Below are 15,156 nucleotides of genomic sequence, written 5' to 3' on the forward strand. Positions count from 1 at the left end.
ATCGCCTCCTGATTGATACGAAGGATATAGGACTTACTTTTTCCGCTGAAAGGTCAGCTTACGTGACGGCGGCGTGTTTTTTGTATTGATGATCGTCCCAAAGGCGGTTGGTCATGACGTCCGCGATGATCTCTACGGCGCGATCAATGTCGTCCTCAGAGAGATAAAGCGGTGTGATACCAAAACGCATGATGTTCGGCGCACGGAAATCACCAATGACGCCTCGAGCGATCACGGCTTGCATAGCGGCATAGCCGTTTTCAAAGGCGAAAGAAACCTGCGATCCGCGCTGGGCAGGGTCACGCGGACTGACAAGCGTGAGCATCGGGCAGGCGGCCTCGACCCCTTTGATGAACCGTTCTGATAGCTCGATGGAGCGTGCCCGAAGGTCGTCCATGTCCACCTCGTCCCACACATCCAGCGCTGCGTCCAAAGCAGCCAGCGCCAAAACGGGTGGCGTGCCGCAGCGCATCCGATCAATGCCACCGCCAGCGCGGTAGTCGGGATCAAAGGCAAAGGGTGCCTCGTGGCCGAGCCAACCAGAGAGGGCAGGGCGGCAGTTCGGGGCGAGGTCGGGGTGGACATAGATGAATGCAGGCGCACCCGGTCCGCCGTTGAGGAATTTATAGGTGCAGCCCACAGCGAAATCGACGCCACTCTCGGTCAGGGCGACGGGCAAAGCGCCTGCGGAATGCGCGAGATCCCAGATGACCAATGCGCCGACCGCGTGGGCCTTGGCGATGATCGCGGCCATGTCGTGTTTGCGGCCCGTGCGGTAGTCGACCTCTGTCACCATAACGACGGCGACCTCATCCGTAATCGCGTCAATCACCGCCTCAGGTGCAACGGTTTTCAGGCTGTGACCTTTGCCAATGGTCCCAACGAGCCCCTGCGCCATGTAGAGGTCAGACGGGAAATTCCCCGTGTCCGAGAGGATCACCCGACGGTCGGGACGAAGGTCTAACGCAGATGCCAAAGCCTGATGCACTTTGATCGACAGGGTATCGCCCATCACGATTGTTCCTGCCGCCGCACCGACGAGGCGTCCAACGCGATCCCCGATCCGACGCGGGTCATCCATCCAGCCCGCCTTATTCCAAGCGGTGATCAGCATGGCACCCCATTCAACGGCCATTCGCGCGGCAACACGAGCCGAAGCCGAGCGCGGCAGCGGGCCGAGGGAGTTTCCATCCAAATAGATCACGCTCTCGGGCAGATCGAACATATCGCGGGTTTTTGAGAAATCAGTCATGGCACGATGGAAATATAGTGCCGCACGATTTGGCAAGCCCTACCGCGCCCACCTGTCGCATGACGTGACGCGAAATCGGGCGTGACAGTTCATCCGCGTAGAGTCAGGGTTGGCGCATGAAAATGATTGATATTCCCCCCGTCTGGTTGGCCCTGTGCATCGCGCTCGCGTGGTGGCTGGGTATGAATGATCCCTTTGATCTGTCGTTGGAACACCCTTTGACGCAGTTGCTGTCGGGCGTTTTGATCGGTGGCGGTGTGATTTTGATGCTTCTTGCGGTCGTTGAGATGCGGAAATGGCGCACGACCTTCGTACCACATCGCGTTCCGACCCATTTGGTGCAGTCGGGCATCTTTAAACGGACCCGAAATCCGATTTATCTGGGCGATGCGCTGGTGCTGGCTGGGGCGATCCTCTGGCTCGATGCGCCTATCGCATTGCCATTATTGCCAATTTTCGTCTGGTGGATCGAAAAACATTTCATCATCCCAGAGGAAAATCGGATGCGAAAAACGTTTCGCGCGGACTTTGCGCGGTACTGCCTAAAAACCCGACGCTGGTTGTGAGCGTTAACACTCTAACGCCTTGTTCAGTATGCATTTGTATACTTTATAACCATCGCTTGTGAAATAAAATTGCTTTGGGTATGCGGTTCTGGATGAGGAAATTTTAAGGGGGATTGTCCGTGAAAATCGGCGCACCTAAAGAGATACTCGAGGGCGAAAACAGGGTCGCTATGACTCCTGCTTCGGCTAAGGATCTACAGAAGCTAGGTTACGAGTGCGTAATCGAATCCGGTGCTGGCGCAAATGCTGGCTTTTCCGACGAGATGTACAAAGAGGCTGGCGTTGAAGTGGTGAAAACCGCTGCGGCGCTGTTCAAAGCTGTCGACATCGTTGCAAAGGTCCGCATTCCGACCGACGCAGAGATCAAGCGTCTGTCCAAAGGCCAGACCATGATCACCTTCTTTAACCCTGGTGCAAACGAAGAGGGCCTGAAACTGGCTGCTTCGAAAGGCGCTAGCGTTATTGCGATGGAAATGGTTCCGCGTATTTCGCGCGCTCAGAAGATGGACGCGCTGTCGTCGATGGCGAACATCGCGGGCTACCGTGCGGTTATCGAAGCGGGTAACAACTTCGGTCGTTTCTTTACGGGTCAGATCACCGCTGCTGGTAAAGTTCCCCCTGCGAAAGTTCTGGTTGTTGGCGCTGGTGTGGCTGGTCTGGCTGCAATCGGTACCTCGACCTCTCTGGGTGCAATCACCTACGCATTCGACGTTCGTCCCGAAGTGGCCGAGCAGGTTGAATCGATGGGCGCAGAGTTTGTGTACCTCGATTTCGAAGAAGAACAGCAAGACGGCGCCGCAACAGGCGGTTACGCATCGGTTTCTTCGCCTGAATTCCGTGAAGCTCAACTGAAGAAATTCCGCGAGCTGGCACCGGAAGTCGACATCGTGATCACCACCGCGCTGATCCCGAACCGCGAAGCGCCAGAGCTTTGGACCGAGGACATGGTTCAGGCCATGAAACCGGGTTCGGTCATTGTTGACCTTGCTGCTGAAAAAGGCGGCAACTGCAAACTGACCGTCAAAGACGAAAAGATCGTGACCCCGAACGGTGTGACCATCATCGGCTACACTGACTTCCCGTCGCGTATGGCGGCTCAGGCATCGACCCTTTATGCGACGAACATTCGTCACATGATGACCGACCTGACCCCGAACAAAGACGGTGTCGTGGTTCACAACATGGAAGACGACGTAATCCGTTCGTCGACCGTCACTCACGAAGGCGAGATTACATTCCCGCCGCCGCCGCTCAAGATTCAGGCGATTGCTGCGAAATCGCAGGAAAAACCGAAAGAGCTGACACCCGAAGAAAAACGCGCTGCAGAAGTCGCCGCGTTCAAAGCACAGACCAAACAGCAGGTTACTCTGCTGGCTATCGGTGGTGCGATCCTTCTGGCGATCGGTCTGGTTGCTCCAGCGTCGTTCATGCAGCACTTCATCGTGTTCGTTCTCTCTGTCTTCATCGGTTTCCAAGTGATTTGGAACGTGAGCCACTCGCTCCACACACCGCTGATGGCTGTGACAAACGCAATTTCGTCGATCATCATTCTGGGCGCTCTGATGCAAATCGGGTCCGGATCGTGGTTGGTGATTATCCTCGCCGCGCTCTCGGTCTTTATGGCCGGCATCAACATCTTCGGCGGCTTCCTCGTGACACGGCGCATGCTCGCCATGTTCCAGAAATCGTAAGGAGTAGGGGATCATGGAATTCGGATTTACTACAGCGGCCTATGTGGTCGCGGCTGTCCTCTTCATCCTGTCGCTTGGCGGTCTGTCGGGTCAGGAAAGCGCAAAACGCGCAGTATGGTATGGCATCGTCGGCATGGCGCTGGCGGTAGCAGCAACCCTCGTCGGCCCTGGCGCTGGTCTGTGGTTGCTGTCGGTCCTGCTCATCATCGGCGGTGGTCTGATCGGCTACTACGTCGCGATGAAGGTTCAGATGACAGAGATGCCGCAGCTGGTTGCTGCGATGCACTCTCTCGTTGGTCTGGCGGCTGTGTTCGTTGGCTTTATCGCACACTTCGAACTTTCGAACGTCATGGAGATCATGGGTGGCCTGTCGCCGACCCTGTCCGAAGCAGGCAAGCAGACAATGCTACATGAAATGCACCTCGGTGCATTCGCTGAACTGCTGGCGCATAAAACACCTGTTGAACAGAGCATCCTGCGTGTTGAACTGTTTCTCGGTATCTTCATCGGTGCTGTGACCTTTACTGGTTCGGTCATCGCCTATGGCAAGCTGGCTGGCAAAGTGTCCTCGGCTGCGACCAAGCTTCCGGGCGGTCACATGCTGAACGCTGGCGCAGCGATCATCTCGGCGCTCTGCCTTGTTTGGTACTTCAACACGGGTGGTATGCTGCCGCTGGCAATCATGACCCTCGCGGCGCTGTTCATCGGCTATCACCTGATCATGGGTATCGGTGGCGCTGACATGCCCGTCGTTGTGTCGATGCTGAACTCCTACTCGGGTTGGGCTGCGGCTGCGATCGGCTTCTCGCTCGGCAACGACCTTCTGATCGTTGTGGGTGCGCTGGTTGGTTCGTCGGGCGCAATCCTGTCCTACATCATGTGTAAAGCGATGAACCGTTCGTTCGTCAGCGTAATCCTTGGCGGGTTCGGCGGCACTGCTGGCCCAGCGATGGAAATCGAAGGCGAACAGGTTGCGATCGACGTTGATGGCGTGGCGACGGCTTTGGAAGAAGCTGACAACATCATCATCATTCCGGGCTACGGTATGGCCGTTGCACAGGCACAGCAGTCGGTCTCTGAACTGACCAAGCGTCTGCGCGCACGTGGTAAGAACGTTCGCTTTGCGATCCACCCTGTTGCAGGCCGTCTGCCGGGTCACATGAACGTTCTCTTGGCTGAAGCGAAGGTGCCTTATGACATCGTTCTCGAAATGGACGAGATCAACGAGGACTTCCCTGAGACCGACGTTGCGATCGTTATCGGCTCGAACGACATCGTGAACCCAGCCGCCCAAGAAGACCCGAACAGCCCAATCGCGGGTATGCCGGTTCTGGAATGCTGGAAAGCGAAACAGGTGTTCGTATCCAAGCGTGGTCAAGGTACTGGCTACTCGGGCATCGAAAACCCGCTGTTCTACAAAGAGAACACCCGCATGTTCTACGGCGACGCGAAAAAGTCGCTCGACGAACTGCTCACCAAAATCCAGTAACTTTCACAGTTACGCACAGAAAGCCTCGCAGAAATGCGGGGCTTTTTTCGTTCCGCCTTGTGGTATGGTACTTGTGCGAACAGGGAGGAAACCAATGGACCGCAGAACTTTTGTGGCCAGCGTAGCGGCATCTTTTGCTGCGGCCCCTGCGTTGGCTGAATTGGTGCTGAGGGATGATGGGCTGCACGATCAGCCGTTCTTTCTCGATAGTTTTTTAGAGCTCGCCTATGACCATGAAGAGGCCGCTGCGAACGGGCGTGGGTTATTGGTCATCTTTGAACAAAGGGGCTGCCCGTATTGCCGCGAATTGCATGCGGTGAATTTTCAACGTCCTGAAATCACCGACTACATGAGCCAGAACTTTGATGTGGTTCAGTTGGATATGTGGGGGTCGCGTGCCGTTCTGGACTTTGACGGCGAAGAAATCGAAGAGCGTGAGCTTGCGCAAAAATGGGGTGTAAATTTCACGCCCACTCAGGTGTTTTTCCCTGCCGCGCGTGTCGGGGCAACGGATCTACGCAGTGCCGAAGCGTTCCGGCTTCCGGGCTATTTCAAACCGTTCCACCATCTCTCTGCCCTCGAATATGTTGCCGAAGGACAGTATGAGGTCCAGCCGTTCCAGCGATACCTTCAGGACAAATTCGCAGCCCTTGCAGAGCAGGGGATCGATCCTGACGTTTGGTGATTAGAAACGGCGTTTGAACGGACGGCGGATGACTTTGGGCGCGGGGGCGGGAACGTCGATTTCGCGCCATTCGCCCAGACCCAGCCCCTCGACGGTCCAGTCTGCAATTTGCCACCGAACCAGCCGCAGGGTTGGGAACCCAACTGCCGCAGTCATACGGCGTACCTGACGGTTACGCCCTTCGGTGATGGTAATTTCTATCCATGTATCAGGCACCGTCTTGCGGAACCGCACGGGTGGGTCACGTTCCCACAGGGCAGGGGCGTCGATCACACGCGCCTTGGCTGGACGACAGGGGCCGTCGTTGAGCGTCACGCCATCACGCAGTGGCTGAAGGTCCGCGTCGGTCGCGGCCCCCTCGACGAGCGCGAGGTAGGTTTTCGGCTCTTTATACATTGGATTGCTGATTGCGGCTTGCAGCGGGCCGTTGTCGGTCAACAATAGCAGCCCCTCGCTATCCCGATCCAGACGCCCTGCAGGGTAGACGCCAGAGGGTAATCCGAACTCTGACAAGGTGCGGCGCGGGGTGGGGTTCTTTGCGTCCGTGAACTGGGTCAGAACGTCAAAGGGTTTGTTAAAGAGGATCAGTCTAGCCATGCTGTTGTCTTACCCTTGAATCCCTATCAGCGCCATTCATTGATTTGATCAAATCCACCCCGATGAAGCCCTTGAAAATAAGGGATTTGATCAAAAGACCGCCGATGCAAAAATTATTTTGCCCTCATGCAAATTTTCTCTTGAAACGACTCTGCGTTTGCATCACATGCCCGCTCACACAGACGCCAACGCACGCGCCTCTGGCCTCGGGCACATACCCGAGTGTTATGCAGCGACGGTAACGTCTCACTGGAAAACTGGTCGGGACCATTCTGGGACCGGGTCTTTTGGAGAGATGACCGATGACTGCACAATTTGCCGGGGCGGCTGACGCCACCCGTGTTTTTGATCCTTCCCGCCTTGATGCTTATGTCGCTGCGAATGATTTTGATCGCCCGACTCTCGTGATCGACGTTGATCGCGTTGAAGAGCAGTATAACGCTCTCAAAGCTGGCCTTGGCCGCGCTGACATTCACTATGCCGTCAAAGCAAACCCTGCGCTGGATGTTATCCACCGTCTGGTCCAAAAGGGCTCGCATTTTGACGCGGCATCGCGTGCAGAGATCGAAATCTGCCTGTCCCAAGGTGCACGCCCCGAAACGATTTCGTTTGGCAACACCATCAAACGTCCGTCGGACATCGCGTGGGCATTTGAATCGGGCATCACCCTCTTTGCGGCAGACGCAGAGGAAGAGCTGGAAAAGATCGCAGAGTTTGCTCCGAACTCGAACGTCTATATCCGCCTGATCGTTGAAGTGTCTCAGGCCGACTGGCCGCTGACCCGTAAATTCGGCTGCGACGGCGATACGGCTGTGCGTCTTTTGGACTATGCGAAATCGCTGGGCCTGAACCCTGTTGGGTTCTCGTTCCACGTGGGGTCTCAAACCCGCGAAGCTGCGATGTGGGGGCCTTCCCTCGATGCGCTTGCGCAGATCTGGCACGCTGCAAAAGACGCAGGCCACGACCTGACCCTTCTCAACATCGGTGGTGGCTTCCCTGCGTTCTACAACGAACCGATCCAAGCCCCGACCGACTATGCTGCGGCTGTTATGGCTATGGTCGAAGAGAAATTCGGTCACGTTGAAACCATCATGGCAGAGCCTGGTCGTGGTATGGTGGCTGAGGCTGGCGTGATTGTCGCTGAAGCCCTGCTGGTGAGCCGCAAATCCGACCGTGACGTGCACCGCTGGGTCTACCTGTCGATTGGCCGTTTCTCGGGTCTTGCTGAAACCGAAGGCGAAGCGATCCGCTACCGCTTTGAAACCGCACGTGACGACGATCCGATGGGGCCGTGCATCATGGCTGGTCCGTCTTGCGACTCTGCTGACGTGCTCTATGAAAAGCGTCCGATGCCGCTGCCGATGACCCTGCGGGCTGGTGATCGCGTTCTGATCCGCAATACAGGGGCCTACACTTCGACCTATTCGTCGGTCTGCTTTAACGGCTTCCCTCCGCTCGAAGTGGTTTGCATCTAACCATAAAATTGACTTAGCGGCACACAGTATACCAATGTGTGCCGCTAAGTATTTGTATTTAAGTATTTTTTTACTTGATATGTGATGATTGCTGGCTAGGCTGCGCGCTTATACTCTAAGGCTATGCAGATTATGACCGCGACATTCGAAGATCACCCCCTCCGCTACGCATTGGCAAATGAACTCCATGCGCGTCCTTTCCCTGTGATTAAGGCGCCGGGGCGGGCTGCGTATTTGGCGCTCAAGCCTGCACAGAACGCCGTTGGCCGTGACCGCGAGGCGGACCGTGCCCACCTGATCGCGCTCCTTGACCGATTTGGGGCCTCTCATCCGCAACCGGATGCGACCCATTATTTCGGGCAGATCGGGCGGCACTGGCTCAAATGGGAAAGCCATACAGAGTTTGTGACTTACACCATTCTTGGCGATGGGGTGGCGGACCGTCCCTATGACGCGGCGACCTTTGGGCTGTTCCCAACGGATTGGCTCGAATCCGCACCGGGGACGCGTATGACCTCTGCCCTGATCCGTATTGAGCCGATGCCGTCGGATGAGGATATCATCAAACGTATCGACGATTGGTTCGTGCCAGAGAGCCTCGCTGTCAGTCGTATGTTGGATGGTGAGCTGATTGTTGCGGGTGATTTCAGGATCGATTCCGCGGGTCATATGCGCTTTGCCATCTTCGCGGCCGAGGCGTGCGGGGAGCGTCGGATTGGTCGTGTCGTTCAGCGCCTCTGCGAGGTTGAGACCTATAAAACCATGTCCATGCTAGGCCTCGCGAGGGCGCGGTCCATCGGACCTGAATTGGGTAAACTAGAACAAAAGCTCACCGCGCTTGTTACGGGGATGAGCAATCCAGAGGTTGATGCCGCGGACACGCTACAATCGCTCTTAGATGTATCGGCAGGGCTAGAGCAGTTGATCGCGCAAACCTCGTTCCGCTTTGGTGCGACAGGGGCCTATGAGACCATCGTGAACCAGCGGATTAGCATCATGCGCGAGGAACGCTTTGGTGGGCGTCAGACCTTTGGTGAGTTCATGATGCGCCGCTTTGATCCCGCGATGCGCACGGTGAAATCGACTGAAAAGCGCCTGAATGATCTGTCCGAACGGGCAATCCGCGCGGGCGATCTATTGCGGACGCGGGTCGATGTGGAACGGTCCGCCCAGAACCAAGCGCTGCTCACCAGCATGGATCAACGCTCTGACCTGCAACTCAGGCTTCAGCGCACGGTCGAAGGTCTGTCTGTCGTGGCGATCAGCTACTACGCGCTGAACCTTGTTCTCTATGTTTTGGCGCCAGTCGAAAAACTGTTCCACATTGAGAAATACTGGCTCTACGCGACAGTGACGCCGACGGTTGTGATTGCGGTTTGGCTGATCCTTCGCCGTATCCAGAAATCCATGCACCACTAAGGGCGGGGGGCTTAGCGCCCCCTGATCCGTGGGTCGAGCGCGTCGCGCAGGCCGTCCCCGATGTAGTTCACCGCCAGAACGGTCAGCGAAATCGCGAGGCCCGGCCAGATGACGCGTTCGGGGAAGCTCTCCATCCGGTCTACGCTGTCAAAGAGCAGTTTGCCCCATGTCGGGAAATCCGACGGGAAGCCAAGGCCGAGGAACGACAGCGCGCTTTCGGTGATGATCGCAGTGGCGAGGCCGAGCGTAGCCGAGACCATGATCGGTGACAGTACGTTGGGCAGCAGGTGGCGCGTGATGATCCTGCGCGACGGTGCACCGATGGATCGTGCCGCCAGCACATATTCCCGTTCCTTGATCGTCAGCACATCGCCACGCACGATCCGCGCGGTGTTCATCCATGATGTGATCCCGATCCCCGTTACGATCAGCAGGAAGATACCCAACTCAGGCCCAAAGGCTGCCCGCAAGGCGTCGCGGAACAAGAGCATCATGACGAGGAGGAGTGGGAGGAGCGGCAACGACAGAACCAGATCGGTAAAGCGCATCAGCGGGCCGTCCAGCCGTTTGAAATAGCCAGCAAGAACGCCAACCAAGGTGCCGATGATCAGCGACAGCAACATCGCCGTCCAACCCACCGCAAGCGAGATCCGCCCGCCATACATCAGGTTTGCCAGCACATCGCGGCCAAGGTTGTCGGACCCCAGCGGGTGGTTCCATCCCCATTTTTCGCCGAACAACATGCCGATGTAGAAGGGGCGCATGTTCTTGTTTCGAATGTCAGACTTGGTCGGGTCGAGATCCCAAAGGTAGGGGCCGACAATAACAAAGAGCGTGATGAAAATCAGAAAGCCGAGGCCAATCATCGCTCCGCGGTGTTGGCGGAACTGGTCCCAGATTTCCCGTGCCTGCGATGGTGTTTTCACGAGGGTTGCGTCAGTCATAGCGGATCCTCGGGTCGAGCAGGCCGTAGAGGACATCTGCAATCAAGTTAAAGAGAACGATCAACACGGCAAAGATAAAGGTCAGGGTCATGACCATCGGAATGTCGTTGCCTTGAACGGCGAGGATCAAAAGTTGCCCCAGCCCATTCACCTTGAACACTTGTTCGGTGATAATCGCACCGCCAAAGACTTGGGGGACACCGAGTGCGATAACGGTCACCACGGGGATCATCGAATTGCGCAGCACGTGACGCAGGACGACGACCTTTTCGTGCATTCCTTTGGCGCGGGCGGTGCGGACGTAATCTTGGCCCAAGTTGTCGAGCATAGAAGCCCGCATGAAGCGGCTGATTTGGGCCGCGTTATAAAGCGCGAGCACAAACACAGGCATCGCCATCTGTTTGATTTGCTGGCCGAGCGTGGCCCAGCTATCGACGACCAAGGTCGTGTCGTAGATCGACGGGAACCAGCCGAGGTTCACGGAAAAGATCACGATCAGAAGGACGCCTGTAAAGAAGGTCGGGACAGAGAACCCAACCATCGAAATAAACGTGCCGATCTGGTCGAACCATGAATACTGATAGTAAGCCGACGCGATCCCAATGGGCAGCGCAATCAAGACGCCAACCACATAGGACATACCCACCACCCAGAGGGTCTGGGGGATCCGTTCGGCAATAATGTCAAAGACGGGGCTTTTCGATTGGAACGAAATGATCCGCTGCGCACCTTCGGCAAAGTCGGTGCCAAAGAGGCCATCAATCCAATACTGCGGCTCGACCACAAAGAACTGATAGAGCCAGAGATAAAACCGCACCCACCAAGGCTGATCGAGGCCCAAAGCTTCGCGCATGCGTTCTTTGACTTCGGGCGGGATCGACATTGGCATTTGTGCCATCGGATCGCCGGGGGAAAGCTCAAGAAGCAAGAAAATCACCAACGCAATAAAGAGAAGCGTCGGGATGGCCAGCAGAAGCCGTCGGATCGTGTAAGTCAGCATGAGTGGGGTAATCCGCTGCGGTCAGGATAGTTTAGGCGCGGCAGGTAACCCGCCGCGCCCGTTAGGATTATTCGCTACGGAACCAGTCAGCAGCGTTCCACAGTTCAGAGTCCCAAGTGTTCAGGACAACACCGCCCAGCGTGTTAGATTTCGCGGACACACGGCCACGGTCCACAAGCGGGATGATGATGTTGCTGTCTTTGGTCAGGTAGTCGTTCATCGCACGTGCCAGCGCACCGCGAGCTTCCAACTCACCTGTTTGACCCAGTTCAGTGATCATAGCGTCATAGGCTGGATCACAAACGCGGTTGATGTTCTCACCTTGCCACTGAGTGTCTGGGCTCGGGATCTGGTCGCATTTGTAAGCGGACAGATAAGCCTGCGGGTCAGTGCCTGGGAAGTTGTTCGCATACATCTCTACGTCAGCATAGAAACGCTGGAAGGTGTCCGGCGAACCTGGGTCACCGCCAAAGTAGACCGACGCATCAATGTTGCGAAGTTCAACCGACAGACCGATTTCTTCCCACCATTCTTTGATCAGGGCTTGGAAGTCCTGACGCACAGCGTTGGTCGAGGTCTGGTAGAGGATCGTCATTGGCTGACCATCGGGTGTCTCACGCACGCCGTCGCCGTTGGTGTCTACATAGCCGCCAGCATCCAGAAGTGCTTTTGCACGGTCCAGATCTTGGGTCAGACATGCGGTGTTGTCCGATGCGTAAAGTGCAGGCGCAGGGACGAGGTTACAGGTCGCACGACCCGCCTGACCGTAGCCAACCTCAACCAACAGATCGCGGTCGATTGCGATGGACATCGCTTCGCGGACGGCTGGGTCAGAGAGGTAGGGGTGCGGATGCGCAACGGTCGAACGCTCGCCCTCGGGCAGGTCCGGCGATGGGTTGGTGAGGTTGATTTCGATGCGTTCAACCAGCGTGCCGAAGCCAGAGATCGGTTCGCCTTTGCCGCCAGCGGCCAGTTCTTCGATCACGTCAGGTGCGAGCTGGAGGTTCCATGCGTAGTCAAATTCGCCAGTTTCCATAACAGCGCGACCCGCTGCCATCGCATCACCGCCACCCTTGAGAGTTGCTGTCGCAAAGGCAGGCTTTGCGGGATCACGATAGTTCGCGTTGGCAACGAACTGGATCACGTCGTTCACACGGAAGTCGGTGACAACGAACGGACCAGTGCCAACGGGCATAAAGTTTGCGTCGGTGCAGGTCGGAGCATTCGCGCCGAGGCAGTTAGCAAACTGAGCGGCCTGAATGATCGGGCTCTCGTGACCAACAAAGGGCTGGTAAGGGTTCGGCATCGGGTATTCGAATTTGACGACCACGGTGCGGTCATCTGCAGCCGTTACGCTTTCGATACCAACGAATTTAGCGCCCTGCGCACAGCCACCACCTTCGGCGGTGCAATATTCATAGGTAAAGACCACGTCGTTCGCGGTCACTGGGCTGCCATCGGACCACAGCAGACCCTCTTTGATGACCCAAGTGATCTGGGTGAGGTCTTCGGTCACGCCACCGTTTTCAACGGTCGGTACGCTCTCGGCGAGGTAGGGGACCATCGCGCCGTCTTGGTCATAGCGTGCAAGCGGTTCGAGGGTCAGGGATGCTGCCTCGATGTCCTTTGTGCCGCCCGACAGATACGGGTTCATGGTGGACGGCGCTTGCCAATAGATGATGTTCACATGGCCGTCGCTTCCGCGCTCGGCAAAGGCGGGTGCGGCGGCAAGGCCGACAACAGCGCCCATTAGGATCGTCTTAAGTTTCATTTTCCTCTCCTATTGTGATGGCCGATAGGCCGTTAGGGACGGGTGTGATCCCGCTCTTCAGTTTTGATAAAGGTGGCAGGCCGTAACGTGTCCGGGGGCTAGCTCCACCGACGCTGGTTCGACCTCTTTGCAGATGTCCATGACCTTTGGGCAGCGCGTGCAGAAGTTGCAGCCTTTGGGCGGGTTGGACGGGGACGGAACATCGCCCTGCAACACAATCCGTTCCCCACGTGCATCAGCCGAAGGGTCGGGTTCTGGAACCGCAGACAACAGCGCCTGCGTGTAGGGGTGTTTGGGCGCGGTGTAGAGAACGTCCGACGGTGCGATCTCTACGATTTTGCCCAGATACATGACGGCCACGCGGTCCGCGATGTGGCGGACCATCGATAGGTCATGGCTGATAAACAGATAGGTCAGGCCGAACTGCTCTTGCAGGTCCTCAAGCAGGTTCACGACTTGCGCCTGAATGGACACATCCAGCGCGGCGATCGGTTCGTCACAAACGATGAACTTTGGGTTCAGAGCCAGCGCACGCGCAATCCCTATCCGCTGCCGTTGTCCGCCCGAAAATGCATGGGGATAACGGCCTGCAAAGGCGCGGTTCAAACCCACCGCGTCCATTAGTTCCAGAACCTTTTCGCGTTTCTCCGCAGCAGACAGTGTTGTGTGTTCGTCGAGAGGTTCACGAATGATCGCCTCAACCGTCATACGCGGGTTGAGCGAGGCTTGCGGGTCTTGAAACACCATCTGCATGACCGGGCGCATTGATCGCAGGTCGGATTGATCCTTGGTGCCAATCTCTGCGCCATCAATCGTGATCTCGCCTTCAGTAATATCATAAAGCCGCAGAACGGCACGTCCGCAGGTCGATTTCCCGCAGCCCGATTCACCAACGAGGCCGAGCGTTTCGCCCTCGAACACATCAAAGGACACGCCATCGACGGCTTTAACTTCGCCCGTGCGTTTGCGGAACAGGCCCGAATAGATCGGGAAATGCATTTTAAGGTCGCGAACGCGAACCAGCGGGGTGGGAGCGTCAAACATGGGCGACCTCTGGTTCTACGAGGAAACACGCCGCATCATGGCCGTTGCCAATCCCGTATCGTGCGGGATTTTCGGTGCCACAGCGCGGCATCGCTTGCGGACAACGATCGCGGAAGGAACAGGCGCACGGCGCTGAGGACAAAATCGGCGGTTGCCCTTCGATTACTGTCAACCGTTTCGCACGCTCGCCCGACAGGGACGGCACCGTTTTCAGCAGGGCCTTTGTGTAGGGATGCTGCGGATTGCGGAACAATTCCTTAACAGGCGCATGTTCAACGATTTGCCCGCCATACATGACCATCACCCGATCCGCGATGCCCGCAATCACGCCAAGGTCATGGGTGATCCAGATCACAGCCATTCCCAAACGGTCCCGCAAGTCCTTCATCAGTTCAAGGATCTGCGCCTGAATGGTCACGTCAAGTGCCGTTGTCGGTTCGTCCGCGATCAGAACCTTAGGATCACAGGCTAACGCGATGGCAATCATCACGCGCTGACGCATCCCGCCCGAGAATTGGTGAGGGTAATCGTCTAGCCGTCGCGCGGCATCAGGAATACCAACCAGTTCTAACAACTCTTGCGCACGCTTCTTTGCATCCCGTTTGGACAGACCCATGTGGGTCCGCAGTGGCTCCATAATTTGGAAGCCAACGGTGAATACGGGGTTCAAGGACGTCATCGGGTCCTGAAACACAAACCCAATTTCACCGCCACGGACAGTGCGCAAATCATCATCCGATAGTTGTAAAAGGTCCCGCCCGTCAAACATCGCGCGGCCATTTCGGACCTCTGCAGGCGGCATCGGCAGCAGCTTTAGCAGCGACATCATCGTCACCGATTTGCCTGATCCGCTCTCACCGACCACGCCCAATAGCTCCCCCGCGCGGAGGTCAAAATCGACGTGATTGACCGCATGGATTTCACCCTTGCGGGTATTGAAAACGGTCTGAAGCCCCTCCACGCTGAGGATGGGCTTAACAGTGTCTGGCACGAGGCGACCCTCCGCAAGTGGTTCAAATCAAAGTAGAAAACGTCCGAACCTTGATCTGTAAAACGTAGAATTTGACCAAACGGTAGCATGAAAAAGCTGACTCGCAAGACGAATTTGTGACAGTTGCAGACTGACCTTACGAAACCATGAGGTGTGATCGCTGAAACCCTTTGTTGCTAAAGATTTAAGCGTTTGGTCAAAAATTTACGTTGCCCCACGCTAAAGGCTTGCG

The 15,156-nt window shown here is 56.6% G+C and carries 13 protein-coding genes; 6 read left to right on the forward strand and 7 right to left on the reverse strand.

From position 1 onward, the window contains the following. Nucleotides 1-58 precede the first annotated feature (58 nt). Nucleotides 59-1,252 carry a kynureninase gene (gene kynU, locus QWY83_RS04310; protein ID WP_249946434.1) on the reverse strand — a complete coding sequence of 398 codons (1,194 nt, stop codon included), beginning with the start codon at nt 1,250-1,252 and terminating at the stop codon, nt 59-61. A gap of 116 nt (nt 1,253-1,368) precedes the next feature. Here kynU and QWY83_RS04315 point away from each other — a divergent pair, with 116 nt between their 5' ends. From QWY83_RS04315 to QWY83_RS04330, 4 genes are all read left to right on the forward strand, one after another. Further along, nucleotides 1,369-1,818: a methyltransferase family protein gene (locus QWY83_RS04315; protein ID WP_249946433.1), complete on the forward strand. Its 450-nt coding sequence runs from the start codon at nt 1,369-1,371 to the stop codon at nt 1,816-1,818. Between the two features lie 119 nt (nt 1,819-1,937). Continuing rightward, nucleotides 1,938-3,509 (forward strand): Re/Si-specific NAD(P)(+) transhydrogenase subunit alpha, encoded by a 1,572-nt coding sequence (locus QWY83_RS04320; RefSeq protein ID WP_105235426.1) that lies wholly within the window; start codon nt 1,938-1,940, stop codon nt 3,507-3,509. A gap of 13 nt (nt 3,510-3,522) precedes the next feature. Beyond that, nucleotides 3,523-4,998 carry an NAD(P)(+) transhydrogenase (Re/Si-specific) subunit beta gene (locus QWY83_RS04325; protein WP_249946432.1) on the forward strand — a complete coding sequence of 492 codons (1,476 nt, stop codon included), beginning with the start codon at nt 3,523-3,525 and terminating at the stop codon, nt 4,996-4,998. Nucleotides 4,999-5,092: 94 nt separating this feature from the next. Further along, entirely contained in the window at nt 5,093-5,683 is a 591-nt protein-coding gene (locus QWY83_RS04330; RefSeq protein WP_249946431.1) for a thioredoxin family protein, read from the forward strand. Here the strand turns inward: QWY83_RS04330 and QWY83_RS04335 are convergent, their stop codons facing one another. Beyond that, nucleotides 5,684-6,280: a pseudouridine synthase gene (locus tag QWY83_RS04335; protein WP_249946430.1), complete on the reverse strand. Its 597-nt coding sequence runs from the start codon at nt 6,278-6,280 to the stop codon at nt 5,684-5,686. It lies immediately after the preceding gene. A 302-nt stretch (nt 6,281-6,582) separates the two neighbouring features. Between QWY83_RS04335 and QWY83_RS04340 the strand changes: the two genes are divergently transcribed. After that, nucleotides 6,583-7,755: a type III PLP-dependent enzyme gene (locus QWY83_RS04340; protein WP_105235422.1), complete on the forward strand. Its 1,173-nt coding sequence runs from the start codon at nt 6,583-6,585 to the stop codon at nt 7,753-7,755. A 123-nt stretch (nt 7,756-7,878) separates the two neighbouring features. Beyond that, a complete protein-coding gene (locus tag QWY83_RS04345) occupies nt 7,879-9,174 on the forward strand; it encodes a DUF3422 family protein (protein ID WP_249946429.1) in 1,296 nt (431 codons plus the stop codon). A gap of 11 nt (nt 9,175-9,185) precedes the next feature. Here the strand turns inward: QWY83_RS04345 and QWY83_RS04350 are convergent, their stop codons facing one another. The 5 genes from QWY83_RS04350 to QWY83_RS04370 form a co-directional block, all read right to left on the reverse strand. Then, complete coding sequence (locus QWY83_RS04350) at nt 9,186-10,118, reverse strand: ABC transporter permease (protein ID WP_249946428.1); 933 nt, start codon at nt 10,116-10,118, stop codon at nt 9,186-9,188. Next, on the reverse strand, nt 10,111-11,118 hold the full coding sequence (locus QWY83_RS04355) for an ABC transporter permease (RefSeq protein ID WP_105235419.1): 1,008 nt from the start codon (nt 11,116-11,118) through the stop codon (nt 10,111-10,113). Before QWY83_RS04355 ends, QWY83_RS04350 begins: the two co-directional genes overlap by 8 nt. A 67-nt stretch (nt 11,119-11,185) precedes the next feature. Next, nucleotides 11,186-12,889: a peptide ABC transporter substrate-binding protein gene (locus tag QWY83_RS04360; RefSeq protein ID WP_249946427.1), complete on the reverse strand. Its 1,704-nt coding sequence runs from the start codon at nt 12,887-12,889 to the stop codon at nt 11,186-11,188. Between the two features lie 57 nt (nt 12,890-12,946). After that, on the reverse strand, nt 12,947-13,933 hold the full coding sequence (locus tag QWY83_RS04365; RefSeq protein WP_290245505.1) for an ABC transporter ATP-binding protein: 987 nt from the start codon (nt 13,931-13,933) through the stop codon (nt 12,947-12,949). Beyond that, on the reverse strand, nt 13,926-14,924 hold the full coding sequence (locus QWY83_RS04370; RefSeq protein WP_249946426.1) for an ABC transporter ATP-binding protein: 999 nt from the start codon (nt 14,922-14,924) through the stop codon (nt 13,926-13,928). The genes QWY83_RS04365 and QWY83_RS04370 overlap by 8 nt, the downstream gene beginning before the upstream one ends. Between the last annotated feature and the right edge of the window lie 232 nt (nt 14,925-15,156).

The organism is Marivivens donghaensis, assembly GCF_030410045.1.
GTDB classification, from domain to species: domain Bacteria; phylum Pseudomonadota; class Alphaproteobacteria; order Rhodobacterales; family Rhodobacteraceae; genus Marivivens; species Marivivens donghaensis.